Origin of the sequence: Streptomyces sp. NPDC018026 (genome assembly GCF_044327745.1) — a bacterium.
Lineage (GTDB): Bacteria > Actinomycetota > Actinomycetes > Streptomycetales > Streptomycetaceae > Streptomyces > Streptomyces rubrogriseus.
In genome coordinates, this window is record NZ_JBIRFY010000003.1 from 84,153 (window position 1) to 109,801 (window position 25,649).

21 protein-coding genes are annotated in these 25,649 nt (G+C 73.4%); 13 read left to right on the plus strand and 8 right to left on the minus strand.

Features of this window, described 5'->3' with window-relative positions:
- Positions 1-71: 71 nt before the first annotated feature.
- Together ctaD and ACH4D3_RS10485 are read left to right on the plus strand one after the other, a co-directional pair.
- Positions 72-1,793, plus strand: coding sequence for a cytochrome c oxidase subunit I (gene ctaD / locus ACH4D3_RS10480; RefSeq protein WP_398319200.1), 1,722 nt, complete (start codon positions 72-74; stop codon positions 1,791-1,793).
- Positions 1,790-2,200 (plus strand): cytochrome c oxidase subunit 4, encoded by a 411-nt coding sequence (locus tag ACH4D3_RS10485; RefSeq protein WP_398319203.1) that lies wholly within the window; start codon positions 1,790-1,792, stop codon positions 2,198-2,200. Before ctaD ends, ACH4D3_RS10485 begins: the two co-directional genes overlap by 4 nt.
- On the opposite strand, the gene ACH4D3_RS10490 is transcribed toward ACH4D3_RS10485, so the two are convergent.
- Both ACH4D3_RS10490 and ACH4D3_RS10495 read right to left on the minus strand, forming a co-directional pair.
- Positions 2,176-3,840, minus strand: coding sequence for a cytochrome bc complex cytochrome b subunit (locus ACH4D3_RS10490; protein ID WP_398319206.1), 1,665 nt, complete (start codon positions 3,838-3,840; stop codon positions 2,176-2,178). The two genes, ACH4D3_RS10485 and ACH4D3_RS10490, sit on opposite strands and share 25 nt — an antisense overlap.
- Positions 3,841-3,914: 74 nt before the next feature.
- Positions 3,915-4,274 carry a DUF6479 family protein gene (locus tag ACH4D3_RS10495; protein ID WP_398319209.1) on the minus strand — a complete coding sequence of 120 codons (360 nt, stop codon included), beginning with the start codon at positions 4,272-4,274 and terminating at the stop codon, positions 3,915-3,917.
- Positions 4,275-4,433: 159 nt separating this feature from the next.
- On the opposite strand from ACH4D3_RS10495, the gene ACH4D3_RS10500 reads away from it, so the two are divergent.
- Genes ACH4D3_RS10500 through ACH4D3_RS10515 form a run of 4 tightly spaced genes read left to right on the plus strand, consistent with a single transcriptional unit; the run spans position 4,434 to position 9,654 of the window.
- Positions 4,434-4,811, plus strand: coding sequence for a four-helix bundle copper-binding protein (locus ACH4D3_RS10500; RefSeq protein ID WP_398319212.1), 378 nt, complete (start codon positions 4,434-4,436; stop codon positions 4,809-4,811).
- A gap of 40 nt (positions 4,812-4,851) precedes the next feature.
- On the plus strand, positions 4,852-5,754 hold the full coding sequence (locus ACH4D3_RS10505) for an oxygenase MpaB family protein (protein WP_398319215.1): 903 nt from the start codon (positions 4,852-4,854) through the stop codon (positions 5,752-5,754).
- 21 nt (positions 5,755-5,775) lie between these two features.
- Positions 5,776-8,022: a tetratricopeptide repeat protein gene (locus ACH4D3_RS10510; RefSeq protein WP_398319218.1), complete on the plus strand. Its 2,247-nt coding sequence runs from the start codon at positions 5,776-5,778 to the stop codon at positions 8,020-8,022.
- A 60-nt stretch (positions 8,023-8,082) separates the two neighbouring features.
- Entirely contained in the window at positions 8,083-9,654 is a 1,572-nt protein-coding gene (locus ACH4D3_RS10515) for a phytoene desaturase family protein (RefSeq protein ID WP_398319221.1), read from the plus strand.
- A 10-nt stretch (positions 9,655-9,664) separates the two neighbouring features.
- On the opposite strand, the gene ACH4D3_RS10520 is transcribed toward ACH4D3_RS10515, so the two are convergent.
- Entirely contained in the window at positions 9,665-11,440 is a 1,776-nt protein-coding gene (locus ACH4D3_RS10520; protein WP_398319224.1) for a serine hydrolase, read from the minus strand.
- Between the two features lie 174 nt (positions 11,441-11,614).
- Here ACH4D3_RS10520 and ACH4D3_RS10525 point away from each other — a divergent pair, with 174 nt between their 5' ends.
- The 6 genes from ACH4D3_RS10525 to ACH4D3_RS10550 all read left to right on the plus strand — a co-directional run bounded on the left by ACH4D3_RS10525 (position 11,615) and on the right by ACH4D3_RS10550 (position 16,563).
- Complete coding sequence (locus ACH4D3_RS10525; RefSeq protein ID WP_398319227.1) at positions 11,615-13,132, plus strand: acyl-CoA synthetase; 1,518 nt, start codon at positions 11,615-11,617, stop codon at positions 13,130-13,132.
- 63 nt (positions 13,133-13,195) lie between these two features.
- Positions 13,196-14,035, plus strand: coding sequence for an alpha/beta fold hydrolase (locus ACH4D3_RS10530; RefSeq protein WP_398319230.1), 840 nt, complete (start codon positions 13,196-13,198; stop codon positions 14,033-14,035).
- A 103-nt stretch (positions 14,036-14,138) separates the two neighbouring features.
- Positions 14,139-14,381 (plus strand): DUF397 domain-containing protein, encoded by a 243-nt coding sequence (locus tag ACH4D3_RS10535; protein ID WP_030182473.1) that lies wholly within the window; start codon positions 14,139-14,141, stop codon positions 14,379-14,381.
- A gap of 84 nt (positions 14,382-14,465) precedes the next feature.
- Positions 14,466-15,368 (plus strand): universal stress protein, encoded by a 903-nt coding sequence (locus tag ACH4D3_RS10540; protein ID WP_398319233.1) that lies wholly within the window; start codon positions 14,466-14,468, stop codon positions 15,366-15,368.
- Between the two features lie 36 nt (positions 15,369-15,404).
- On the plus strand, positions 15,405-16,007 hold the full coding sequence (locus ACH4D3_RS10545) for an ABATE domain-containing protein (RefSeq protein ID WP_398319236.1): 603 nt from the start codon (positions 15,405-15,407) through the stop codon (positions 16,005-16,007).
- A 58-nt stretch (positions 16,008-16,065) separates the two neighbouring features.
- Positions 16,066-16,563, plus strand: coding sequence for a hypothetical protein (locus ACH4D3_RS10550; RefSeq protein WP_003971896.1), 498 nt, complete (start codon positions 16,066-16,068; stop codon positions 16,561-16,563).
- A 20-nt stretch (positions 16,564-16,583) separates the two neighbouring features.
- On the opposite strand, the gene ACH4D3_RS10555 is transcribed toward ACH4D3_RS10550, so the two are convergent.
- Positions 16,584-18,503: an N-acetylmuramoyl-L-alanine amidase gene (locus ACH4D3_RS10555; RefSeq protein ID WP_398319240.1), complete on the minus strand. Its 1,920-nt coding sequence runs from the start codon at positions 18,501-18,503 to the stop codon at positions 16,584-16,586.
- 310 nt (positions 18,504-18,813) lie between these two features.
- Positions 18,814-19,956: an aminoglycoside phosphotransferase family protein gene (locus ACH4D3_RS10560; RefSeq protein WP_398319243.1), complete on the minus strand. Its 1,143-nt coding sequence runs from the start codon at positions 19,954-19,956 to the stop codon at positions 18,814-18,816.
- 295 nt (positions 19,957-20,251) lie between these two features.
- Between ACH4D3_RS10560 and ACH4D3_RS10565 the strand changes: the two genes are divergently transcribed.
- Positions 20,252-21,760 carry a hypothetical protein gene (locus ACH4D3_RS10565; RefSeq protein WP_398319246.1) on the plus strand — a complete coding sequence of 503 codons (1,509 nt, stop codon included), beginning with the start codon at positions 20,252-20,254 and terminating at the stop codon, positions 21,758-21,760.
- A gap of 64 nt (positions 21,761-21,824) precedes the next feature.
- On the opposite strand, the gene ACH4D3_RS10570 is transcribed toward ACH4D3_RS10565, so the two are convergent.
- The 3 genes from ACH4D3_RS10570 to ACH4D3_RS10580 all read right to left on the minus strand — a co-directional run bounded on the left by ACH4D3_RS10570 (position 21,825) and on the right by ACH4D3_RS10580 (position 25,641).
- On the minus strand, positions 21,825-23,123 hold the full coding sequence (locus ACH4D3_RS10570) for a PAS domain-containing protein (protein ID WP_398319249.1): 1,299 nt from the start codon (positions 23,121-23,123) through the stop codon (positions 21,825-21,827).
- Between the two features lie 272 nt (positions 23,124-23,395).
- Positions 23,396-24,424, minus strand: coding sequence for a Gfo/Idh/MocA family protein (locus ACH4D3_RS10575; protein ID WP_398319252.1), 1,029 nt, complete (start codon positions 24,422-24,424; stop codon positions 23,396-23,398).
- 122 nt (positions 24,425-24,546) lie between these two features.
- On the minus strand, positions 24,547-25,641 hold the full coding sequence (locus ACH4D3_RS10580; RefSeq protein WP_398319255.1) for a chemotaxis protein: 1,095 nt from the start codon (positions 25,639-25,641) through the stop codon (positions 24,547-24,549).
- Positions 25,642-25,649: the final 8 nt, after the last annotated feature.

Below are 25,649 nucleotides of genomic sequence, written 5' to 3' on the forward strand. Positions count from 1 at the left end.
CCGGCACCGTCCGGTCCGCGCCCGCGTGCGCCAGGTGGCCCATCCGCCGGACGCCCCGCGCAGGCCTCGGCGTGGTCGTGGGCCTGAGCCCGCGGCGCCTGGGTACTCTCCGCCGCATGGCGGTGGACAGAAGGACGAAATCGCCGCGCCGGACACCGGCTCGGCAGCGGACGAACCGCACGCTGGGCCGGGCGCTGGTGCGGTGGGTCACGACGACCGATCACAAGGTGATCGGCGGGCTCTACCTCTCGACGTCGTTCGGCTTCTTCCTCTTCGGCGGCGTCCTCGCCATGCTGATGCGCAGTGAACTCGCCCGGCCGGGACTGCAGTTGTTCAGCAACGAGCAGTACAACCAGCTCTTCACCATGCACGGCGCGATCATGCTGCTGCTGTTCGCGACCCCGCTGTTCGCCGGGTTCACCAACGCCGTCATGCCCTTGCAGATCGGCGCCCCGGACCTGGCGTTCCCCCGGCTCAACGCGCTCTCGTACTGGATGTACCTCTTCGGTGGCCTGATGGTGGCGGCGGGCTTCCTGACCCCCGGCGGGGCGGCGTCGTTCGGCTGGTTCGCCTACGCGCCGCTGAACAGCGCGACCTTCAGCCCCGGGCCGGGCGGGGACCTCTGGATCATGGGTCTGGTGCTGAGCGGCGTGTCCACCACGCTCAGCGCCGTCAACTTCATCACCACCATCCTGTGCCTGCGCGCCCCGGGCATGACCATGTTCCGGATGCCGATCTTCACCTGGAACGTGCTGTTCACCTCGATCCTGGTGCTGCCCGCCTTCCCCGTGCTCACCTCCGCGCTGCTGATGCTCGAGGCCGACCGGAAGTTCGGCGCGCACGTCTTCGACGCGGCCAACGGCGGGGCACTGCTGTGGCAGCACCTGTTCTGGTTCTTCGGCCATCCCGAGGTGTACATCATCGCGCTGCCGTTCTTCGGCATCGTCACCGAGATCATTCCGGTGTTCAGCCGCAAACCGGTCTTCGGCTACGTCAGCCTGGTCGGCGCCACCATCGCCATCACCTTTCTCTCCGCGGTGGTGTGGGCCCACCACATGTTCGCCACGGGCGCCGTGCTGCTCCCCTTCTTCTCCGTCATGTCGTTCCTCATCGCCGTGCCGACCGGGGTGAAGTTCTTCAACTGGATCGGCACGATGACGCGCGGCTCGCTGTCCTTCGAGACACCCATGCTGTGGTCGTGCGGCTTCCTGGTGACGTTCCTGCTCGGCGGGCTGAGCGGCGTCCTGCTCGCCTCCCCGCCGCTGGACTTCCATCTGACGGACTCGTACTTCATCGTCGCGCACCTGCACTACGTGGTGTTCGGCACGGTCGTCTTCGCGATGTTCGCCGGGTTCTACTTCTGGTGGCCGAAACTCACCGGCAAACTGCTCGACGAGCGCATCGGAAGGATCCACTTCTGGACGCTCTTCGTCGGCTTCCAGACCACCTTCCTCGTCCAGCACTGGCTCGGCGAGCAGGGCATGCCGCGCCGCTACGCCGACTACCTGGCCGCGGACGGCTTCACCACGCTGAACACCATCAGCTCCATCGGTGCCTTCCTCCTCGGGCTGTCCACACTGCCGTTCCTCTACAACGTGTGGCACACCCACCACTACGGGAAGAAGGTCGAGCAGGACGACCCCTGGGGCTACGGCCGTTCCCTGGAATGGGCCACCAGCAGTCCGCCGCCGCGTCACAACTTCACGTCCCTGCCCCGGATCCGCTCCGAGTCCCCGGCGTTCGACCTCCACCACCCAGACGTCACCCGACACGATCAGAGGCATGTGCAGTGAGGACCGAATCCCGTCTGTTCACCGGTGTGGCGGTCTTCTTCGGCGCCGAGGCGGCCCTCTACGGCTGGTGGTCGCGCGAGCCCGCCGGCACCGCCGCCCTCGTCCTCGCCTTCCTGATGGCCTCGCTCGTCGCGTTCTTCCTGCGCGTGCAGTACCGCAAGCGCGGGCTGCGGGCGCAGGACCGCGGCGAGGGCGAGGTCGTGGACACCGCGGGTCCGCTCGACTTCTTCCCGCCGCGCAGCGCCTGGCCGGTCACGATCGCGCTGGCCGCCACGGTGCTCGCGTTCGGCATCGTCTTCGGCCTGTGGCTGGCGCTGATCGGCTTCGGGCTGCTCGCCATGGGGGTCGGCGGCCTGGTCTTCCAGTACGCCGACCGGGGCGTTCAGCGCTCCGGCTCGCCCGAGTAGGCGTCCCGTTCCACCGCCTCCGCCGACGCCACCGCCTCCGCCACCGACTCCCGTTCCGGCTCCGGCTCCGCTTCCTCGACGTCGACCCGGTCGCCGTAGTACCACTCGCTGAGCGTCGCCCGCAGCCGGCCCACGTGCGGGGCGTCGCCCTCCGTGGCGGACGGCGCGAGCGGCTCGGGCTGCCTGCGGGCCCGCAGCACGTGACGCTCCTCGGCGTCGAGGGGGCCGTGACTCTCGGCGTAGCCGCCCGCCAGGGTCTGGTGCACCTCGCCCGTCTCCTCGCCCTCGGTCAGACGCTCGCGGTCGTGCTCCTGCAGCGCCAGGCAGACGCGCTTGGTCACGACGAAGGCCAGCGGCGGCGCCAGCACCAGAGCGATCCGGAAGATCCACGTGAGCAGGTTCAGCGAGACGTGGAACGTGTGGGCGAGGATGTCGTTGCCGCCCGCCAGCAGCAGCACCGCGTAGAAGACGATCGCGGCGACGCCCAGTCCGGTGCGCACCGGCTTGTCCCGGGGCCGGTCGCACAGGTGGTGCTCCTCGTGGTCGCCCGTCACCCAGCGCTCGAAGAACGGGTAGGCGTACAGCGCCGCGAACAGGATGCCCGGCAGCACGAGCGCAGGCACCAGCACGTTCCACATGACGGTGTGGCCCGCCACCGCCGTCTCGAACGGCGGCATCAGCCGCAGCGATCCCTCCAGGAACCCGACGTACCAGTCCGGCTGCGAGCCCGTGGAGACGATGTCCGGACGGTAGGGGCCGTACGTCCAGATCGGGTTGATCTCGGCCACCGCCGCGAGCACCGTCAGCACACCGAAGACCATGAAGAACAGGCCCGTGGAGTTCGTCATGAACTGCGGGAACAGCGGCTTGCCCACCGCGTTGCGGTTGGTGCGGCCGCGGCCCGCCCACTGGGTGTGCTTCAGGTAGAACACCAGGATCAGATGGAGCGTGACCAGCGCGACCAGCAGCGCCGGCAGCAGCAGGATGTGCACCGAGTACAGCCGCGGGACGATGTCCTCGCCGGGATACTCGCCGCCGAACACGAACATGCTGACGTACGTCCCCACCACCGGGACGGACAGCATGATCCCCTGCGCGATGCGCAGCCCCGTCCCGGACAGCAGGTCGTCCGGGAGCGAGTAGCCCGCGAAGCCCTCGGCGAGCGCCAGCACGAACAGCGTGACGCCGATCAGCCAGTTGACCTCACGCGGTCGGCGGAACGCCCCGGTGAAGAAAATCCGCAGCAGGTGCACTCCGATGGCCGAAAGGAACACCAGCGCCGCCCAGTGGTGCACCTGCCGGATCAGCAGCCCGCCGCGCACGTCGAAACTGATGTCCACCGTCGAGCGGTACGCCTCCGACATGCTCACCCCCAGCAGGGGCTCGTACGAGCCGTCGTAGACGACCTCCGTCATCGAGGGCTTGAAGAACAGCGTCAGCCAGACCCCGGTCAGCAGCAGCACGACGAAGCTGTACAGGGCGATCTCGCCCAGCAGGAACGACCAGTGCTCGGGAAAGGCCTTGCGCAGCAGCCCCCCGCCCTCGGAGACGGGGAGCCGGCCGTCGGCCCAGTTGACGGTGTGTTCGGCCGCGTGGCGGGCCCGCGCACCGGCGCGGGCCCTTCTCCTCTGCAACAGCACGGCGCATGGGTTCCCCACCGCCCGTGCCGGAAACTACGCAGCGACCACGTACGGTCACCCTTCGGCTTGCCGGATCAGCGTCCGCCCGGGCCACCGCTGCCGAAGGAGCCGCTGCTGCCCTCGTCCCATCGGGGCCGCTTCTGGTCGGCGGCGGTATGGCTGCCCTGGTGCCCCATCTCGTGCGGCAGCGTGCGCTCGTCGCGCCGCGGCATCTCGTCGGGCTCCCGGCGCTCCCGCTCCTCGTGGACGGGACCGCCGTCGGGCATACGGGGCTGCTCCTCGGGACGGGGCGGCGGCGGCTCCCGGCGCTTTTGCCGGCTGCCGAAGGCGAACGCGCCGATCAGCACGGCCACCACCACGACGGCCGCGACGACCAGCCAGACGGCGAGCGCGCCGGAGCCGCCCGCGGCCAGGTCCATCCATGCGTTGGTCATGGAGCGCGGGTACCCGAGGCCCGCGTGACGAACCCGCTCACCGCGACCGCGCCGCCCTCCCGGGCGAGGAGCCGCCCCGTCCGACCGGAGACGGCCCGGAACCCTTGGAAACACCGAGTCCGGCCGTTTGGCGCCGCGGCCGGCGGCAACCCGCTCGGTGTGACATCGACGACGACTTCCCAGCAGGAACTGTTCCGCTTCCTCGAGGACCGCTTCGCGTGCGCACAGGCGTGCACCGAGTGCGCCCGGGCCTGCGCCCTGCGGGCGAGCCTCGTGGACCCGGACGGGACCGAGAACCAGGAACTCGTGCGGCGCAGGGGCATCATGTGCGCGGAGGTGTGCGACGCGACCTGCCGGGTGCTGTCCGAGCAGAACCAGGTGGACGAGGCCGCCATCCGCGCCCAGCTGGAGTGGTGCCGCCAGGTGTGCCTGGAGAGCGCGCACGTGTTCGACGGACACCAGGGCGCCGAGGAGAGCGCCCAGGCCTGCCGCGACTGCGCCCGCGCCTGCGGAGAGTTCCTGGCCACCCTGCGCTGAGGCCCTGGGAACGGGTCCGGCGCCGCGCTAGCCTGCCCGTATGGCGGCGACCCGGACCGACGGCGACCCGGGCCTGTTCGGTCCGGACTCCGTGACCTGGCAGGCGCACGGCGACCCGATGATGTGGGTGGCCGGCATCCGCGCCCTCTACCTCCAGGCCCTGCATCCGCGCGCGGTGCGCGGCGTGATGCAGAACAGCGACTTCCGGCGCGACGCGTGGGGCCGGCTGATGCGCACCGCGGGCTTCGTCGGCACCACGACGTACGGCACCACCGAGGCCGCCGAGCGGGCCGGGGCCCGGGTCAGGAAGATCCACCGCATGCTCGGCGCCACCGACCCCGACACGGGCGAGCGCTACGGCGTCGACGAACCCGCCCTGCTGCTGTGGGTGCACTGCGCCGAGATCGGCTCCTACCTGCACGTCCTGCGCCGCTCCGGATTCCCGCTCACCGACGCCCACGCCGACCGCTACCTCGCCGAACACCGGCACAGCGCCCGTCTCGTCGGCCTCGACCCCGCCGCCGTACCCGCGAACCGGGCCGAGCTGGCCGCCTACTTCGCGCGGGTACGGCCCGAACTGGCCGCGGGAGCCGACGCGCACGAGGTGGACGACTTCCTGCTGCGCCCGCCCACGCACCCGCTCCTGGTCCCGGCCCGCGAGCTGCTGTGGCGACGGGTCGCCCGTCTTGCGTACGACTCCCTACCGCCGTACGCGCACGAGCTCTACGGCAGAGCCGCACCCCCGCCCGCCGCCGTCACCCGCCGGCTGCGCGCCACGGGCACCCTGCTGCGGCACGTCCCCGCACGTCTGCGCTGGCAGCTGCCGCACAAACACATCCTGCGCGCCATGGCACGGCTCGGCCCGGGCGTGCGCCCGGCGCCATACAAAATCGGACGACAAGCGGCCATACTGGACCGGCCAGGGGAGGGCGCGGCGGACTGAACCACGGGGGCGGGCGAAGTCATGGGGGACAGCACGCTGATCCACGGCCGGTACCGGCTGCTCGAGAGGATCGGGCGCGGCGGCATGGGCGAGGTGTGGCGGGCGCGGGACGAGTCACTGGGCCGACGCATAGCCGTCAAGTGCCTCAAACCACTGGGCACGCAGCACGACCACTCCTTCACCCGCGTCCTGCGGGAGAGATTCCGGCGCGAGGCCCGGGTGGCCGCCGCGCTCCAGCACCGCGGGGTGACCGTCGTCCACGACTTCGGCGAGTGGGACGGCGTGCTCTTCCTGGTCATGGAGCTGCTGGAGGGACATGACCTGAGCCGGCTCCTGGAGGACAACAAGGGCCATCCGCTGCCCGTCGCGGACGTCGTCGACATCGCCGAGCAGGTCGCCTCCGCGCTCGACTACACCCACGAGCAGGGCATCGTGCACCGCGACCTCAAGCCCGCGAACATCGTGCGGACCGCCGACGGCACCGTGAAGATCTGCGACTTCGGCATCGCCCGGCTGGGGCACGACGCGGGCTTCACCGCCCGGCTGACCGGCACCGGCATCGCCATGGGCACCCCGCACTACATGTCGCCGGAACAGATCGGCGGGGACGAGGTCGACCGGCGCAGCGACCTGTACTCCCTGGGCTGCGTGCTCTACGAGATCGCCACCGGCGCCCCGCCGTTCGACCTGGACGACGCCTGGGCGATCCTCGTCGGCCACCGCGACACCGAGCCCGAACCGCCCCGCACCCACCGCGCCGAACTGCCCCGGTACCTGGACCGGATCATCCTGGACCTGCTGGCCAAGCGGCCCGAGCAGCGCCCGGACGACGCCGGCGAGCTGGGCCGCCGGATCACCGCCGGGCGCACCGCACCGGTGCGGGTGCCGGCCCTCGCGACAGCCCGGCCGCGGACGCCGCCGACGCCGTGGCCGGTCGCCGGCCGCGCCGGGCTGCCGTCCTGGACCCACGGCATGACCACCGGTCACAAGGCGACCGGCACCGGCCTGCGCGCCACACCCCCGGACCCCGGGGCGGGCCTGTCCGGCGAGTGGATCCCGCGCCCCACCGGCGGCGGGACCGACGGCCGACGGACCGTCGAGCCCGCCCCGGACGAGTGGCCCGAGCCGGGGTCCGAGGCCGCCGCCGGGCTGACCGAGCGCCACAACGCGGCGCTGAGCCTGGGCCGCCTCGGCCACTGGGAGGAGGCGGGCCGGGCGCACCGCGCGGTCGCCGCCGAACGCGAACGCCTGCTCGGCCCCGACCACCCCGACACGCTCGCCAGCCGCTACGAGGCCGCCTTCACGCTCGGGCGCACCGGCCGGGCCGCCGACGCGCTGCGCGCCTACAAGGGAGTCGCCCAGGCCCGGATCAGGACGCTGGGCGCCGATCACGCCGACACCCTCGCCGTCCGCCAGGAGATGGCCTACACCCTGGGCCGCCTCGGCCGCCACAGCGACGCCCACCAGGTGTACACGTCGGTGCTGACCGCCCGTGAGCGCACCATGGGCGCCGACCATCCCGACACCCTGCGCTGCCGGCACAACCTGGCCTTCAACCTGGGCCGGCTCGGCCGCACCGAGGACGCCCACCGGATGGCCCGCGAGGTGGCCGCGGCCCGGGCCCGGGTGCTCGGCCCCGGCCACCCCGACACCCTCGTCACCCGCTACGAGGTGGCCTACGAACTCGGGCGGCTCGACCGCTGGCAGGAGGCTCTGGCGACCTACCGTGAGGTCGCCGCCGCCCGCGCGAGAGCCCTCGGCCCCGACCACCCCGACACCTTCGCCGCCCGCTACGAGACCGGCGTCGCCCTCGGCCGCCTCGGCCGCTGCGCCGAAGCGCTGACCGCGTACGAGGAACTGATCGCCGACCGCGCCCGCGCCCAGGGCGCCGATCACCCCGAGACGCTGCGCGCCCGGCACGGCCGGGGCGTCAACCTCGGCAGGCTGGGCCGCTGGCGGGAGGCGCTGGACGAGGCCCGCGCGGTGTGCGCGGTCCGCGGACGGGTGCTGGGCCCCGACCACCCCGACACCCTGGTCAGCCACCGCGAGGTCGCCGTCGCCCTGGGCTGGCTGGGCCGCTGGGCCGCCGCCCTCACCGAGTACCGTCTGGTCGCCGCCGCCCGCGAACGCGTCCTGGGCCCCGACCGGCCCGACACCCTCGTCGCCCGCGACGACGAGGCCCACTGCCTGGAACAGCTCGGCCGCGCCGCCGAGGCCGCGGAGCTGTACCGCAGGGTCGCGGCACTGCGCTCGGTGGCCGCCCGCTGACCGGGGACGGTGCGCGGCGGCGGGCTGGCCGCCCCCGATCGGGCCGTGTTACCAAGAGCCATGACGCCCCCGCCCAGCACCTTGCGCACCTACGACGCCGTCATCGTCGGCGGCGGCCACAACGGCCTGGTCGCCGCCGCCTACCTGGCCCGGGCCGGCCGCTCCGTGCTGGTCCTCGAACGGCTGGACCGCACCGGCGGAGCGGCCGTGTCCACCCGGCCGTTCGCCGGGGTCGACGCACGGCTGTCCCGCTACTCGTACCTGGTCAGCCTGCTGCCCAAGAAGATCGTGCGGGACCTCGGCCTGGACTTCCGGGTGCGGGCGCGCACCGTCTCCTCGTACACGCCCGTCGAGCGTGCCGGGCGGCCCACCGGGCTCCTGGTCGGCGGGGGCGAGCGCCGCACCCGCGAGTCGTTCGCCCGGCTCACCGGCTCGCAGCGGGAGTACACCGCCTGGCAGCGCTTCTACGCCATGACCGGCCATGTGGCCCAGCGGGTCTTCCCGACCCTCACCGAACCGCTGCCCACCCGGGCGGAACTGCGCCGCCGGGTCGACGACGAGGCGGCCTGGCGGGCCCTGTTCGAGGAGCCGGTCGGCGTCGCGATCGAGGAACACTTCGCCGACGACCTGGTGCGGGGCGTGGCCCTCACCGACGCGCTGATCGGCACCTTCGCCGACGCCCACGACCCCTCCCTGGCCCAGAACCGCTGCTTCCTCTACCACGTGATCGGCGGCGGCACCGGCGCCTGGGACGTACCCGTCGGCGGCATGGGCGCCCTCACCGACGCGCTGGCCGGTGCCGCTCGGGCCGCGGGTGCCGTGCTCGCCACCGGCCACGAGGCGGTCCGGATCGACGCGGACGGGCACACCGCCGAGGTCACCTTCCGCTCGGCCGACGGCGAGGGCGTCGCCGCCGCCCGCCACGTCCTGGTGAACGCCTCCCCGCGCGAACTGGCGGCGCTCACGGGGGACGCCCCGCCCGCACCGGCCGAGGGCGCCCAGCTCAAGGTGAACATGCTGCTGACCAGGCTGCCGCGGCTGCGCGACCCGGACACCGACCCGCGCGAGGCCTTCGCCGGGACCTTCCACATCGCCGAGGGCTACGAGCAACTGGCCGCCGCATACGCCGGGGCGGCCGCCGGTGAACTGCCCGCCGCCCCGCCCTCGGAGATCTACTGCCACTCGCTGACCGACCCCACGATCCTCGGCCCAGGCCCGGCCGCGAAGGGCATGCACACCCTCACCCTGTTCGGCCTGCACGCACCCGCCCGCCTCTTCGCCCGGGACAACGACGCCGTACGCGAGGAACTGCTCAGGTCGACCCTCGCCCAGCTCGACGCCCACCTGGCCGAACCCCTCGCCGACTGCCTGGCGACCGACGCCGACGGACGGCCCTGCATCGAGGCCAGGTCGCCCCTCGACCTGGAACGCGACCTGCGCCTGCCCGGCGGGAACATCTTCCACCGCGAGCTGTCCTGGCCCCACGCCCAGGAGGGCACCGGCCACTGGGGCGTGGAGACCGGCCGGGCAGGCGTCCTGCTGTGCGGCGCGGGCGCCGTGCGCGGGGGAGGGGTGAGCGGAGTGCCGGGGCACAACGCGGCCATGGCGGTGCTGGAACGGGACAGAACCTGACGAAGCGCCACTAGTCCGCCGACGCCGTCCACCCCTCGGCCACGACGCGTGCCGCGTCCGCCGGACGCGCGTCGTGGAACAGGACGTCGCCGGCCGCCTCCGCGCGCAGGCCGTCGACGTACGCCCCGCGGCCCACGTACAGCCGGTCGGTCGTGTAACGCCAGCGCAGGGTGAGCCCGCGGGCGGCCGGGAGGTCGGCGCGCAGCCGGTGCCAGACGCGTCCCGACCAGCCGGTGGCCGAGCCCGCCGGATGGTCGCGGGGCGCCTCGCCGCGGCGCGTGGTGGTGAACGGGACCGGCCGCCATCCCGTGCCGCCGTCCGTCGAGGCCTCCAGGACCAGCACGTCCGAGCCGGGCTCGGTGTCCCACCACAGCGCGCAGCGCAGTCGGGCCCGCCCGGCCGACGTGTCCAGGGCGGGCAGCGTGAGCGTGGCCGTGGCGGAACCGGCCGTCCCCGAGAACCACGCCGTGCGCCCGTGTGCCGGGCGGACCGGCACCGCCCGCGCCAGGTTGGTGCCCGCCGCCACCCTCGGAGCCGACCCGGAACGCCAACTGCGCACCGGGTGGACGGAGTTGCCGAGGACGACGAGGAAGGAGTCGGTCGTCGGGTCGAGCACCAGCGAGGTGCCCGTGAAGCCGGTGTGCCCGGCCGTGCGCGGCGTGGCCATCGCGCCCATGTACCAGTGCTGGTACAGCTCGAAGCCCAGGCCGTGCTCGTCGCCCGGGAAGTCGGTGTTGAAGTCCGTGAACATCAGCTCCACGGACTCCGGCAGCAGGATCCGCGCCCGCCCGTAGGACCCGCCGTTGAGCAGGGCGCGACCGAGGACCGCGAGGTCCCACGCGCAGGAGAACACCCCCGCGTGACCGGCGACGCCGCCCAGGCTGAAGGCGTTCTCGTCGTGCACCTCGCCCCACACCAGCCCCCGGTCCAGACCGGACCAGGGCTTGCGGGCGTCCTCGGTGGCCGCGATCCCGGGCCGCCAGGCGGCGGGCGGGTTGTAGCGGGTGCGGGTGAGACCCAGCGGCTTCGTGATCTCCTCGCGCAGCAGGACGTCCAGGGTGCGGCCCGTGACCTCCTCCAGCACCAGCTGGAGCGAGATCATGTTGAGGTCCGAGTACAGGTACGCCGTGCCGGGCGCGCTGACGGGTGCCTCGTCGTAGACGAGTTGGACCTTCTCCTCGTACGTGGGCGCGCTGTACAGCGGGATCCACGCGCGGAAGCCCGAGGTGTGGGTCAACAGGTGACGGATCGTCATGTCCCGCTTGCCCGCCCGGCCGAAGTCCGGCAGGTACGAGGCGACCGGCGCCGCCAGCTCCAGCGCGCCCCGCTCCAGCTGCTGCACGGCGAGGATCGAGGTGAACAGCTTGGAGATCGACGCGAGGTCGAACACCGTGTCCCCGGCCATCGGGATCTGCTCACCCGGCGGGAACTCGACGCCGGTGTCCGTCGCCTCGTCGTAGGCCCGGTAGCGCACCGCCATGCCGATCGGTTCGTGCAGCGCCACCGTGCCGCCCCGGCCGGCGAGCAGCACGGCGCCCGCGTACCACGGGTGCTCGGGGGACGGGCCGAGGAACGCCTCGGCGTCGGTGACGAGCTGGCGCAGATGACCGGGGAGGAGCCCGGCGCGTTCGGCGGAGCCGCGCCGCAGGGTGGGACGGCGCCCCCGGTCGGGGACCGCCTCGGCCGGGCCGGCCGCGAACGGCGCGATGGCCAGGGCACCCCCCAGGGCCAGGGCGCCGGCGCCCAGTTGACGCCGACTGAATCCGTTCGTCGCCTGACCGGCCATCGAAGAGCCTCCCGCCACCGAAGCTGAAAGTATCTTTCCCGGATCGCCGTGCGGAGTGAAACTTTCCTGTCAGCGGCGGGCCGTGTCAATGGGGCGTACGGGACCGGACGCGAGGAGCCGGCGGACCGGCGCACACCGCTTGACCCGCCCCCGCGACCGGCCGAGGATCAGGTCATGACGCCCGGAAACGGCAGTACCGGCAGTACCGGCAGCACTGTTGACGGGGTGCTGCGCCGCAGCGCCCGACGTACCCCGGCACGCGTCGCGGTGGAGTACCGCGACCGTTCCTGGACGTACGCGGAACTCGACACCGCGGTCTCCCGCGCGGCGGGCGTCCTGCTGGGCGAAGGACTGTCCCCGGGCGACCGGGTCGCCGCCTACGGCCACAACTCCGACGCCTACCTGATCGCGTTCCTGGCCTGCGCCCGCGCGGGCCTGGTGCACGTCCCCGTCAACCAGAACCTCACCGGCGACGACCTCGCCCACATCGTCGGGCAGTCCGGCAGCACCCTGGTCCTCACCGACCCCGGCCTCGCCGCCCGGCTCCCCGACGGGACCCGCACCCTGCCGCTGCGCGACACCGACGACTCGCTGCTGGCCCGCCTCGCGGCGGCGCCCCCGTACGACGGCCCCGAACCGGGCGCCGAGGACCTGGTGCAGCTCCTGTACACCTCGGGCACCACCGCGCTGCCCAAGGGCGCGATGATGACCCACCGGGCGCTGGTGCACGAGTACCTGAGCGCCATCACCGCGCTGGACCTCGGCGCCGGCGACCGCCCCGTGCACGCGCTCCCGCTCTACCACTCGGCCCAGACCCACGTCTTCCTGCTGCCGTACCTCGCCGTCGGCGCGAGCAGCATCATCCTGGACGCACCCGACGGCGACCGGCTCTTCGACCTGATCGAAGCGGGCCGCGTGGACAGCCTGTTCGCACCGCCCACCGTGTGGATCGGCCTCGCGAACCGCGCCGACTTCGCCACCCGCGACCTGACCGGCCTGCGCAAGGCCTACTACGGCGCGTCGATCATGCCGGTGCCCGTCCTGGAGCGACTGCGCGCACGCCTGCCGCACCTCGCCTTCTACAACTGCTTCGGCCAGAGCGAGATCGGCCCGCTCGCCACCGTGCTCGGCCCCGACGAGCACGAGGGCCGCATGGACTCCTGCGGCCGCCCCGTCCTCTTCGTCGACGCCCGGGTGGTCGACGAGGACGGCAAGGACGTCCCCGACGGCACGCCCGGCGAAGTCGTCTACCGCTCCCCGCAGCTGTGCGACGGCTACTGGGACCGGCCCGAGGAGACCGAGGCCGCCTTCCGCGGCGGCTGGTTCCACTCCGGCGACCTCGCCGTCCGGGACGCCGACGGCTACTACACCATCGTCGACCGGGTGAAGGACGTCATCAACTCCGGTGGCGTACTGGTCGCCTCCCGCCAGGTCGAGGACGCCCTCTACACGCACGACGCCGTCGCCGAGGCGGCCGTGATCGCCCTGCCCGACGAACGGTGGATCGAGGCCGTCACGGCCGTCGTCGTCCCCCGCTCGGAGGTCACCGAGGACGAGCTGATCGCCCACACCCGCGAGCGGCTCACCCCCTTCAAGGCACCCAAACGCGTCCTGTTCGTGGACGCCCTGCCGCGCAACGCCAGCGGGAAGATCCTCAAGAGGGAACTGCGGGACCGCTTCGCCGGTGCCTGACCCCGGGGCCCGGTTCCCCAACCCCGTTGCGCGGCGGGGCGGCGGCCGGTGAGGATCGGCGCCATGCAGACCTTCACCGCCCACGACGGGACCCGCCTCGCCTGCCACGTACGCGGCGAGGGGGACCCGCTGGTCGTGCTGCCGGGCGGACCCATGCGCGCGTCCAGCTACCTCGGCGACCTGGGCGGCCTCGCCGCACACCGCCGCCTGGTCCTCCTCGACCTGCGCGGCACCGGCGACTCCGCCGTCCCCGAGGACCCGGCGACGTACCGCTGCGACCGGCTCGTGGCCGACGTGGAGGCACTGCGCGAGCACCTCGGCCTCGCACGCATGGACCTCCTCGCGCACTCGGCCGGAGGCAGCCTCGCCCTGCTGTACGCCGCCCGCCACCCGGAACGGGTGTCCCGGCTCGTCCTGGTCGCCGCCACCCCCTGGGCCCTGGACATGCCGGCGACGCCCGAGGACCGGCTCCGGGCGGCGCTCCTGCGCGCGGACGAACCCTGGTTCGACGAGGCCATCGGGCCCTTCCGGGCCTGGCTGGCCGGAACCGGCGAGTTCGACCCGGTGTTCGTTCCCTTCTTCTACGGCCGCTGGGACGACACGGCCCGCGCACACGACGCGCTCGCCGACAAGGAGAGCAACGACGAGGCGGGCGGCGTCTTCCTCTCCCCGGAGGCCTTCGACCCGCCCGCCACCCGGGCCGCGCTCGCCCGCTGCCCCGCCCCGGTGCTCGTCCTCGCCGGTGAGCGCGACGGCGGCCCCGCCCCGGAGCTGGCGTGCCGCTGCGCCGACGTCTTCCCGCACGCCGAGCTCGCCGTCCAGCCGGGCGCCGGGCACTACCCGTGGCTGGACGACCCGCGGTGGTTCGCCCGCCGGGTCGCCGCCTTCCTCGGACAGAACTGATCTCCTTCGGTTCTCTTCCGAAGGCACCCCTCACACGGCCTGTCGGCGGTCGGACCGGATGGCTAGGCTGGCCGCGCACGACGAAACCGGGAGGAGCACGGACGTGGCCGAGAGCACCACCCACCAGCGCCCGCTCATGGGCTGGGACAAGCCGGAGCTGGATCTCAGCAACGCGCAGTGGCAGTCCAGCAGCCGAGGCCTGGGGGATGTCCAGATCGCCTTTGTCGAGGGGTTCATCGCCATGCGGAACAGCGGCAGCCCGCAGAGCCCCTCCCTGATCTTCACCCCGGCGGAATGGGGCGCGTTCGTGTCGGGAGCGCGGGAAGGGGAGTTCGACCTCACGTAGGACACCGCGGGGTGCGCCGACCGGCCGAACCGGGGTGTTCGGTCCGCCGCCGGGGGGAAGTCCGTACACCGGAGGTGAGGACCCATGAGCACCCTGCCGGTCATCGCGGCGGTCGACGGTTCGGACGACGGCCTGCGCGCCCTGGACTGGGCGCTCGACGCCGCCCACCGGCGCGGGGCACCCCTGCGGGTGGTGCACGTGCGCCAGTACGCCGCCTGGGCCCAGACCGACGTCCTGGTCGCGGGCCCGCCGGACACCGCCGAGGACCCCGCGCTCGACCAGGCACGGGCGCACCTTCAGGGACGGGCCTTCGCGGTGCCGACGGAGTACGTGGGCATGGAAGGCGTTCCGGGCGCCCTGCTGCCGGAACTGGGCGCGGACGCCCAGCTGCTCGTCCTCGGCTCCCGGGGCCGGGGCGGCTTCGTCGGCCTGCTGCTGGGCTCCAACGGCATGGCCGCCGCCCGCGACGCGGAATGCCCGGTGGTCGTGGTGCCCCGGCCCGGACGCGAGGTCCACGGCGAGGCACCGGCCGAACCCGGCCCCCGGGTGGTGGTCGGTCTGCACGTGGACAGTCCCGACGACGCCACCCTGTCCTTCGCCTTCACCGAGGCCGAGCTGCGCGGCGCCCGCCTCCAGGTGGTCGCGGCCTACCCGTGGCCGGTGCAGACCTGGGCCGCCGCGGGTCAGATGATGCCGCTGGTGATCGACGAGGTCTCCGTCGAGAGCGAGACGCGGGTCCTGACCGACGGCCTGCTCGCGCCCTACCGGGGACGCCACCCCGACGTCCCGGCCGACACCCACGTCGTCCCCGGCGACGCCGCCGGAAACCTGGTCGCCTTCTCCAGGGACGCCGAACTGGTCGTCGTCGGCCGGCACCGCCGGCGCCTGCTGGCTCCCGCCCGGATGATGGGCTCGGTCACCCACGCCGTGCTGCTGCACGCGGCGGCCCCGATCGCGGTGGTGCCGCCCGCTCCGCCACCGGAGTGACACCCCGCCGGGCCCGGCGTGCCTATCATCGGCCGCATGCAGGACTCGCCCAGCAGGGACACCCGGATCGCGCTCGACCTGGCGCTGACCGTCCGGCACGACGGGCAAGGCGGCGTCGCCGACGACCTGGCCGACCCGGCCGGGCTCACCGCCTGGGTCGGGGCACACCCCGGCGTGGTGCCGGACGCCGGGCTCTTCGCGGCCGACCCGTCCACCCTGGCCGCCGTACGCGACGTACGGGCCGCCGCCCGCGCCCTCTTCGCCCGCGCCGTGCGCCCCGGCGAGCCGAGCCCCGCCGACGCCGCCCGGCTGCTGCCCGTGCCCGAGGCCCTGCGGCTCCTGAACGAGACCGCCGCCCGCACTCCCACGGTCCCCGTCCTGGCCTGGGCCGACGCCACCGGACCCGTCGTGCGCGCCGCCCCCGCGCAGGGCGCACGGGCCGACCTCGCCGCCGACCTCGCACAGGCCGTGATCGGCTTCCTCGCGGGGCCCGACCTGAAACGGCTGCGGGCCTGCCACGCGCCGCGCTGCGTGCGCTACTTCCTCAAGGAGCACCCACGGCAGGAGTGGTGCAAGCCCTCCTGCGGGAACCGGGCCAGGGTGGCCCGCCACCAGGACCGGCAGCGGCGGACCGCGTAGCCCGGCCGGGCAGCCGCCCGCACGCCGTTACCGGCCCTCGGCCACGTACCATGGCGGCATGTCGTTCCTCCGCCGCCGCAGCGCCACGCCCGCCGGGCCCGACTTCGACGTACTGGCCATGGACCCGGGCGACTGGCCCGGCAATCTCGGCGCCGGTCTGCTGCCCGCGCCCGACGGCAGCTGTCAGGGCGTCTTCCTGCGCTACGACCTGTTCGGCGGCCGCGGCCCCGCGATGATCATCGGCAACCTCCCGGACGGCTCACCGGCCCGCGAGGTCCCCGAGGGAGAGATCCCCTTCGAGGTGGCCCAGCTGCTGCTCGCGCTGGAGAACGACGAGGAGATCACGGTCGTCGGCGCCGAGGACGTCCCCGTGATGCAGGGCGACAACCTGCTCATCGTGCGCCGCCTCAAGCTCTCCGAGAGCCGCATCTCCTGCGTCCAGTTCGACCGCAGCGACGGCGTCCTGGTGACCATCGCCGCCTGGGACCGCCCCATCACCGACGACCTGTACGCCCTGCTGAAGCCGCTCCCGGCGGAGCTTTTCCAGCAGGGCTGACACCCGGCTCCCGGCAGCGCCTACCGGGCCGCGGAGACCGTCACGTCGGCGGCGCGCACGTACGCGACCCGGTGACCGTACTGGATCTCGTAGTACTGGTCCTTGCCCGTCACCACCCGGTGGGACGCCTCGTCGAAGGTGACCGCGTAGTAGTACTCGCCGGGCACCTTCTCACCGGCCACGTACTTCTGCCCCGCGGGCAGCGTGTACGGCAGGGGCGACACCGCCTGGGCGGGCACGTCCGCCGGGTACGCGGCCTTCTCCGGGTACGCGCGCCCGTACACCGGGACGCTCGCCAGGCCCTTCTTCGGAGTGATCACGCGTCCCGAGGCGGGCACCGCCGCCGGGCTCTTCCCGGGATTGTGGAACCAGGCCTTCTGCCCCAGGTACCAGATGGCCGTCCAGTCGCCCCACCGGTCGGCCACCGCGTACTGCTGGCCCGTGGAGACCCGGGAGGACAGGTCGTTCACCCCGGTCGTGGGGGCGCTGCCGAGGCCGATGTCCTTGATCAGCGGCGCGTTCACGTCGTGGTCGGAGTACAGCCGGACCTCGCTGGAGCCGTGCGGCGCGCAGGGCTCGCCCGCCGTCTCGCAACCGGTGTACCCGGGACGGTTGGCCTCGTAGTCGGGGCGGATCGTCACCAGGGAGGAATTCTTGCCGGCGGTCGGCTGGAAGGGCCGGCCGAGCAGCTGGAAGTAGTGCCGCCAGTCCCAGTACGGGCCCGGATCGGTGTGCATGCCCGGGATCGTCGCCGTCGTGGTGCCGGGCACGTTGTCGTGACCGAGGACGTGCTGCCGGTCCAGCGGGATGTCGTACTTCTTCGCCAGGTACTTCACCAGCCGCGCCGACGACCGGTACATCGCCTCCGTGTACCAGGCGTCCGGCTCCGCCAGGAAACCCTCGTGCTCCAGACCGATCGACTTCGCGTTGACGTACCAGTTGCCCGCATGCCAGGCGACGTCCTTCGCCTTCACATGCTGGGCGATGTGGCCGTCGGTGGAGCGCAACGTGTAGTTCCAGGACACATAGGTGGGGTCCTGGACCATGTTGAGCACGCCGTTCCAGGTGCCCTCCGTGTCGTGCACGACGATGTAGCGGATCCGCTGGGAGTCCGGCCGGGTGCCCAGGTCGTGGTTGCCGTAGTCGCCGTCGCCGAACTCCTCGTACGGGGCCGGGACCCACTCGCAGGACACCGACCTCGGGCACTCCGTACCGGCGGCGGACGCGGCGCGCAGGCCCGCGCCGTCCAGCAGCGAGACGTCCGGCGCCACGCCGGGGCGGGCGGCCAGCGAGACCCGCTGGCCGGCGTCCGTGGTGCGCCGCTCACCCGTGCGGATGACCTCGTAGACGTCGTCCGCGTACGCCGCCGCCGTCGCGGAGTCCTCCGCGCCGGAGAAGCGGGCCACCGCCGCGTACCAGTCCGCCGGGTCCGCGCTCAGCGGCTCACCCAGGTCGCGCTGCGCGGCGGCGAGCAGCGCCGCACCGCCGGCCACGTTCGCGGCCGGGTCGGTGCGCAGCGCCTCGCGGCTCAGCCCGGTCAGCCCGGCCGCCTTCGGCAGCGTGGTCAGCCGGGCCGGCAGGTCGGTGGGCGGCGCGGTGGCACCGCCGGTCGGGTGCAGCGCGGCGCGCGCGTCGTCGCCGCGCGGATCCTCCGAGCCCCCGCCGTGGTGCGAGGCCCCGGCCAGGGCCGTACGGGCGTCGGTGAGGTGCAGCGGGCCGTAGCCGCCGGTCACGCTCGGCGCGCCGCCGTGCGAGTCCCAGCGGGACTGGAGGTAGGAGACGCCGAGCAGCACGCTCTGCGGCACGTGGTACTCGGCCGCCGCGGTGGCGAACGCCCGCTGGAGGCGGTCCGGGGCGGGTGGCGCGTCCGTGGGCACGGCGGCCGACGGGGCCGCGCCGAGCAGCGGCAGCAGCAGTGCCGCGGTGGCCAGGGCGGGCACGACGGGGGATCCTCGCAAAACGGCCTCCTGTGACGGTCGGGCGTGGGGGGACGTGACGGGCGTGCGGGGCCGGGCTGGGTCAGTCGTACCCGGCGGTCCGACGATCCGTCAATCATGCCGTCATGACGATGATTTCCCACGTCAGCAAGGGGTTCGGCGAGTTTCGTGGCGACGGCCCGCGGGCCTGCGGGGCGTCAGTGGCGTACACCTGTGGCCCCTGCGCACACCCGGGCCGACGGACACGAAAAGCGCGGTGCGCCCCCCTGTCGGAGGGGCACACCGCGCACCGTCGTCCTCTCGCGCCGTCCCGTCAGCGCGTGCCGACCGCCGCCCGCACGGCCCGCCGGGCCAGCTGGCAGTCGTCGTGCAACCGGCGCAGCAGCAGCCGCTGTTCCTCGCCGGTCGGCGCGGCCCCCGGGTGGGCCGGTCCCGGCGCCGCCTCGACCGGGTCGTGCATCGAACGCTGCACGGCCGTCTCGTACGTACGGATCTCCCTGGTCAGTACGAGCATCAGGTTCACCAGGAACGCGTCGCGCGCGGCCGTGCCCGTCGACTGGGCGATCTGGCTGATCTGACGGCGGGCCACCGGGGCGTCCCCGAGGACCGCCCACAGCGTGGCCAGGTCGTAGCCCGGCAGGTACCAGCCCGCGTGCTCCCAGTCCACCAGCACCGGACCGGCCGGGGACATCAGGACGTTGGACAGCAGCGCGTCACCGTGACAGAACTGGCCCATGCCCTGGCGCCCGCCCGCGTGGGCGATGCCGTGCAGCAGCTTCTGCAGGTCGCCCAGGTCCCGGTCGGTGAGCAGCCCCAGCTCGTGATAGCGGGAGATCCGGGCCGCGTAGTCCAGTGGGGCGTCGAAGGTGCCGGCCGGCGGCCGCCAGGCGTTCAGCCGGCAGACCGCTCCGATCGTCGCCCTGATGTCCGCCCGCGGCGGGGACTCCAGGGGATGCCGCTGCAGCGCCGCCACCCGTCCGGGCATCCGCTCGATGACCAGCGTGCCGTTGTCCGGATCCGCCGCGATCAGTCTCGGCACCCGCACCGGAGGGCGCTGCCGGACGAACGAGCGGTATGCCCCTATCTCGTGCCGGCTGCGTTCCGCCCATGCGGGGGAGTGGTCCACTAAGCACTTGGCCACCGCCGTGCTGCGCCCGGTCGTTCCGACCAGGAGCACGGAGCGCCCGCTGCGCCGCAGCACCTGCACGGGCGAGAACTCCGGGCAGATCCGGTGCACGGCGGCGATCGCCGTGCGCAGTTGGGCCCCCTGGGGGCCGGACAGGTCGATTCTCCCGCTGAGCGGCTGGGTGCCGGGCCCCGCGCCGAGCCGCGCCCTGCCGGCCCCGAGCACCGGGGCCGCCGGACGCGCGGGGGCGAGGTAGGGGCCGCCACCCGCCGTAGGGCGGGGGTGCAGCGAGCGCTGCGGGGCGGACACGGAGGACGATGCTGCGTACATGGGCGAGACAGATCCCTTCGTGTGCCTGCTGTGCCTGCCTGAAGAGGGGTGCCGGTCCGGTCCGTTCGCTACCGGGGCGGCACGTCTTCCGAAAGCCGTCGCGCCGCCCGACCGGCCGCCGGGGGCCACCCTGGGGAGTACCCCCGCGGCGACCGGGTCGGGGTGGCGCATTCCTACCTGACACCCGGCCGCCCGTGGCACACCATCTGGCGCACCCTGGCGAACGGTGGCGAATAGTCGCCCGGCAACCCGCACGGGGCTACTGTCAACTCAGCCGAGAACCTGGGGGCTTGTAGTGAGCAAAGAACCCAACACCCGTCTGTCGGACCTGTTCGGCCTGGCCGGCTGGTCCAAGGGCGAACTCGCGAGGCTGGTCAACCGGCAGGCGGCGGCCATGGGCCACCCCCAGCTGGCGACCGACACCTCGCGGGTGCGGCGGTGGATCGACATGGGAGAGATCCCGCGCGATCCGGTGCCGCGGGTGCTGGCGGCTCTGTTCACCGAGCGTCTCGGCCGTGTCGTGACCATCGAGGACCTCGGTCTGGTCCGGCACGGGCGTGCGGGGAAACGGCCACACGACGGGAGCGAAGAGCATCCCGACGGCGTGCCGTGGGCGCCCGAGCGGACTGCGGCGGTCCTCACCGAATTCACGGGAATGGACCTCATGCTCAACCGACGCGGCTTGGTGGGCGCGGGCGCCGCGCTCGCCGCGGGCTCCGCACTCAGCAGCGCCATGCACGACTGGCTGCACACCGACCCGGCCCTCGCGGCCGACGCCCCCGACCTCCATCAACCCCTGCACGCCGACCCCGCCGGGTTCGACCGCTACGAGGCCGCCCCCATCGGGTCGCAGGAAGTGGAGGAACTGGAGCGCTCGGTCGAGGTGTTCCGCGCCTGGGACGCCGCCCGGGGCGGCGGCCTCCAGCGCAAGGCCGTGGTGGGCCAGCTCAACGAGGTGGGCGGCATGCTCGCCTACCACCACCCACCCCATCTCCAGCGGCGCCTGTGGGGCGTCGCCGCCAACCTCGCCGTCCTCGCGGGCTGGATGTCGCACGACGTCGGCCTGGAACCGACTGCCCAGAAGTACTTCGTGATCGCCGCGCACGCCGCACGCGAGGGGGGCGACCGGCCCCGGGCGGGCGAGGCCCTGTCCCGGGCGGCCCGCCAGATGGTGCACCTGGGCAAGCCCGACGAGGCCCTGGACCTCATGAAACTCGCCCAGTCCGGCTCCGGCGAGCAGGTACTGCCGCGCACCAAGGCCATGCTGTACACCATCGAGGCCTGGGCCCAGGCGTCCATGGGCAAGGGCCAGGCGATGCGCCGCACCCTGGGCCGGGCCGAGGACCTCTTCGTCTCCGACAAGGCGGACGTGCCGCCCCCGGACTGGATGCAGACGTTCAAGGAGGAGGACCTGTACGGCATGCAGGCCCTCGCCTACCGGACGCTCGCCGAGTTCGAACCGGGGGCCGCCGCGCACGCCCAGCACTACGCGGACAAGGCCCTGGCCCTCAGGATCGACGGCCGGCAGCGGTCGAAGATCTTCGACTACCTGTCCATGGCCTCCGCCTGCTTCATCGCCGACGACCCCGAACAGGCGGACCGGTACGCACGCCTGGCCCTGGTGTCGATGGGTTCCAACTCCTCCCAGCGGACCTGGGACCGGCTGCGCCAGATGTACCGGCTCACCGCCGAGTACGCCGGTTACCCGAAGATCCAGGAGTTGCGGGAGGAGATCAAGCTGGCGCTGCCCAAGGTCAAGCCACCCAGGGGGAAGGGGCCGGGCGGTACCGTCGCGCCGGCGTAGGGCGCGCCGCTCCGCAGACCTGGGCTCCGCAGAACTGCCCTCCGCAGACCTGGGCTCCGCAGACCTAGGGCGTCACCCGGGCCATCAGAACGCAGGTGTCCTGACGTCCCGGAAACTCGTCCAGCTCCCGTGTCACCAGCCGTACGCCGTCCCCGGCCGAATCCGCCGCGGTCAGGCGGGGGGCCAGGGAGAGGAGGTGCTCCACGGCCGCCGGTTCGAGTGCCCCGGTGTGCAGGAGGAGCAGGTCGCCCGCTTCGAGGGTCGCCTCGGCCTGTCCCGACGGTCCGTCCTGTCCGGACAGCGCGTGCCCCGTTCCGCCGCGGAAGAGCAGCGGGACGGGGCCCGAGGCGTGCGCCCACGTCAGGGTGCGGGTGTCCGGCCGGTAGCCGCAGTACACGGCGCCGTCCACCGACGGCAGGGCGGTGGCCCGGAGCAGTTCGGCGAGCCGGTCCCGCAGTCGTCCCGGCCGGGTGCCGGCCAGTGCCAGGCCGCGCAGGGCGCCGATCAGCACAGCCGGGCCGTGCGCCTCGGCCTGCGGGCGGCCGAAGTCGCCCACGGTGAGCAGGGTTTCGCCGTCGGCGCCGAGCGGACACGCGTCGTACCACCCGCCGTCCCGGGACCGCCGGCCCGTCCCGGACGTCGGCGGGAGGTGCGCGGCGGCCAGGTCCAGGCCGGGCCGGCCCTCGTCCGGGAAGCGCAGGAGGCCCTGCCAGGGAGGCGACGGGCGGTGCCGGAACGAGTCACGGGTCTCGCTCACCGCCCGCTGACTGCGGCGCAGTTCGCCGACGTCCCGCAGCACCGCCCACATCGATGCGGTGCTGCCGTCGGCGTCGAGGACGGGCTCGCCCATCATGTGCACGGTGCGTACGCTCCCGTCGGGGCGCACCACGCGGAACTCGCCGTCGATGGGCCGGCCGTCGACGAGGCAGTCCGTGACCATCGCGGTGAGCTTCGGGCGGTCCTCGGTGAGTACCAGGGACGGGAGTTCGTCGAGGCTGAGCGGGACGGACGCCGGGTCGCGGCCCAGGATGTGGAAGAGCTCCGCGGACCACTCGGCCTCGTCGGTCAGCAGGTTCCACTCCGCGCTGCCGACCCGGCTGAGCAGCGACCCGGCGCGCGGCGCGGGTGCCGGACCGTCCCGGAGCTGAGCCAGATGCGCGTCGAGGTCGGTGAGTTGGTGCAGTGCCAGGTCGTACAGGGCACGCTGCCAGCGCCCCCGGGGGTTCTGCGTGTCGTCCTGGCTGTCCCGCCGTACCGCGTCCACGTCGCCCCGCAGCCGCCGGGTCTGCGATATGAGCGCCTCGACCGAGCCCTGTCCCGGTGGCTGGGCGGCCGGGTGGTCCGCGGAGGGATGGGACGACATGACGCACTCCGATGTGCTGACGGTACGACCGAGGTGGAACCGGGGCCGGCGGAAGGACCGTTACGACTGTTGCACAGCCCGCCATGCCTCGTAAGGGATTCGGCAACACACGATACGGTGGTGCTTCCGGCATATGCCACAGTCTTCCCCGGGTGACTCGGGTACGTGTTCGGTGTACCTCACGTGCGAGGTAAGTCGTAGGCCCCCTACGGGACTTGATGTGGAGGCGGGCCCGGAGGCGTCGTCGCCCTGGTGTTCGGTGGACCCTTGTTCTATGCCCGGTCGTGAAGAGCCGGACGGGGCGCCATCTCGACGCGGGTGCGCGCGCCCGTTTCCAGCGCCCGCACCCCGGCCTCGGCGGCCGCGGCGGCCGCGTACCCGTCCCAGGCACCCGGCCCGGTGACCAGGCCGCGTCGGGTGGCGTCGACCCAGCTCTGCACCTCGTGGTCGTAGGCGTCCGCGAACCGCACCAGGTAGTCCTGCGGCACCTCCTCCCGCGCGCCGCCCGCCGCGGTGACCACCATGGTGTGCGCCGCCCCGATCCGGGCGCTGCCCGACTCGCAGACGGCTTCGCAGCGCACCTCGTAGCCGAAGCCGCAGTTGACGAAGACCTCCACGTCCACCACGGCGCCGCCCTCGGTCTCGAAGAGCACGAGCTGCGGATCGAGCAGGCCCTCGGGCGCACCCGCCGAGGGGCGCGGGCGCAGCACGGTCACCGCACTCAGCTCCTGGCCGAGCAGCCAGCGGGCCGCGTCGATCTCGTGCGAGACGGAACTGTTGATCAGCATCGCCGAGGTGAAGTGCGGCGGCGAGGAGACGTTGCGGTGCACGCAGTGCAGCATCAGCGGCCGTCCCAGCCGTCCGCCGTCCAGGAGGGACTTCAACCGCCGGTACTCGGCGTCGTACCGCCGCATGAACCCGATCTGCGCCAGCCTCCGGCCGAGCCGCGCCTCGGCCTCCACCACGCGCAGCGCGCCCGCGGAGTCCGGCACCATCGGCTTCTCGCACAGCACTGGCAGCCCCCGCGCGAAGGCGGCCAGCAGGGCCTCCTCGTGCGCCTCGCCGGGCGAGGCGATCAGGACGGCCTCGACGCCCGGCGCGTCCAGCGCGGCCTCGACGTCGGTGTGCACGGTGACCTTGCCGAGCCCGCCGATCCCGCCCACGGCCTCCTTCGCCCGCTCGGCGTCGGGGTCCGCCACCGCGGCGACCCGGGCGCCGCTCACCACCCGGTCGACGCGTCGTATGTGGTCGGCACCCATGTGCCCCGCACCCAGGACCGCCACACCCAGAAGTTCACTCACGCCGCGCCCGCTCCTTCGCCGTCCGCCGCGCACCCGCCGGCAGCGGGTACGTGTCCGGCGAACAGGCTTTCACGCGCGTCAAGAGGTCGGGGAGCGACGATCCGCGGGTGCGGCGGCCGGCGTCAGTAGCGCAGCACTCCCGCGATGCCGTCCGCGTCCCCGAGCGCGCCGTCCGGCACGAAACGGACGTCGGCGCCGGTCTCCAGGCACTGTTCGACGATCTCGTCCACGATGTCCTCCCGGGCGTCGAGGTCGCCGTCGTCGGCCGGGAGCAGGTGCTCGCCGTCGTCGCGCATCGTCACCTTGAAGTTCTCCTCGACGGCCAGCAGCCGGACGCGGCCCGTGTGGGCGCTCTCCCACAGTTCGTCGACCCCGGCCGCGAAGTCCTTGCGGCCGCGGGCCGCGTCCAGTTCCCTGGCCACCGCCTCGACCGACCCGCGCGCCTCGTTCTCGAGCACGGGCCGCACCGCCTGCCACACCGCCTCGGCGGTGCCGTGCGCGAGCCCGCCGTGCGGTACGAGCACCGCGCCCGCGGCGAGCGCGCCCGCCTCCTCGAACAGGGACAGGGCGGGCTCGGGACCGGTGATGTACAGCGTCCGGGGGTGGGCGCGCAGGATCTTGCCCATCGCGGCGTCGGCGTCGCGCAGGAACTTGCGGGTGCCCTCGTCCCGGAAGGTGCTCGGGGCGTCGCCGATCCGCTCCTGGCGCTCGGGGTCGAAGTCCTCCGCGGGCCGGTCGAGCGGGAAGCCCCCGAGGTGCTCCTCCACGACGCGGCCCGCGCCGCCGCTCCACAGCTTGACGCGGTCGGCGGCGACCGACAGCACCCAGAACGGCCGCTCGGCCGCCTGCGCGGCGACGAGGTTGCGGGTCAGGAAGGTGTCCGAGAGGACCACGCGCTCGGGCACGGAACGGCTGAGTGTCCAGACCTGGTGCTCACCGGGTGCGGCGAAGATCGCCAGACCGTCCTCGGCGTACGTCAGGTCGACCTCGGCCAGCGCCCGGTCCAGCTCGCGGGACACCTCCGCGCGCCGGTCACGGCTGACCGCCGGATCCTCCTCCAGCTGTTTCTTGGCCGTGGCGACCGCGTTGCGCAGCCGGACGCGGTCCTGGGCGTTGTCCGGCTCGCGGCGGTGCGTCGGCGTCAGTACGGACACGGCCGGGTACGGGCGGGGGCGCCGCAGTCCGGCGAGGGTGGCGGGACTCAGATCGTGCTCCATGTCAGCAC

Bases quoted from the DNA above. Each gene is read 5' to 3' on its own strand.
- ACH4D3_RS10495 (WP_398319209.1), bottom strand. From the start codon at position 4,274: ATGACCAACGCATGGATGGACCTGGCCGCGGGCGGCTCCGGCGCGCTC.
- ACH4D3_RS10505 (WP_398319215.1), top strand. From the start codon at position 4,852: ATGGCGGCGACCCGGACCGACGGCGACCCGGGCCTGTTCGGTCCGGAC.
- ACH4D3_RS10510 (WP_398319218.1), top strand. From the start codon at position 5,776: ATGGGGGACAGCACGCTGATCCACGGCCGGTACCGGCTGCTCGAGAGG.
- ACH4D3_RS10515 (WP_398319221.1), top strand. From the start codon at position 8,083: ATGACGCCCCCGCCCAGCACCTTGCGCACCTACGACGCCGTCATCGTC.
- ACH4D3_RS10520 (WP_398319224.1), bottom strand. From the start codon at position 11,440: ATGGCCGGTCAGGCGACGAACGGATTCAGTCGGCGTCAACTGGGCGCC.
- ACH4D3_RS10525 (WP_398319227.1), top strand. From the start codon at position 11,615: ATGACGCCCGGAAACGGCAGTACCGGCAGTACCGGCAGCACTGTTGAC.
- ACH4D3_RS10530 (WP_398319230.1), top strand. From the start codon at position 13,196: ATGCAGACCTTCACCGCCCACGACGGGACCCGCCTCGCCTGCCACGTA.
- ACH4D3_RS10540 (WP_398319233.1), top strand. From the start codon at position 14,466: ATGAGCACCCTGCCGGTCATCGCGGCGGTCGACGGTTCGGACGACGGC.
- ACH4D3_RS10545 (WP_398319236.1), top strand. From the start codon at position 15,405: ATGCAGGACTCGCCCAGCAGGGACACCCGGATCGCGCTCGACCTGGCG.
- ACH4D3_RS10550 (WP_003971896.1), top strand. From the start codon at position 16,066: ATGTCGTTCCTCCGCCGCCGCAGCGCCACGCCCGCCGGGCCCGACTTC.
- ACH4D3_RS10560 (WP_398319243.1), bottom strand. From the start codon at position 19,956: ATGTACGCAGCATCGTCCTCCGTGTCCGCCCCGCAGCGCTCGCTGCAC.
- ACH4D3_RS10570 (WP_398319249.1), bottom strand. From the start codon at position 23,123: ATGTCGTCCCATCCCTCCGCGGACCACCCGGCCGCCCAGCCACCGGGA.
- ACH4D3_RS10580 (WP_398319255.1), bottom strand. From the start codon at position 25,641: ATGGAGCACGATCTGAGTCCCGCCACCCTCGCCGGACTGCGGCGCCCC.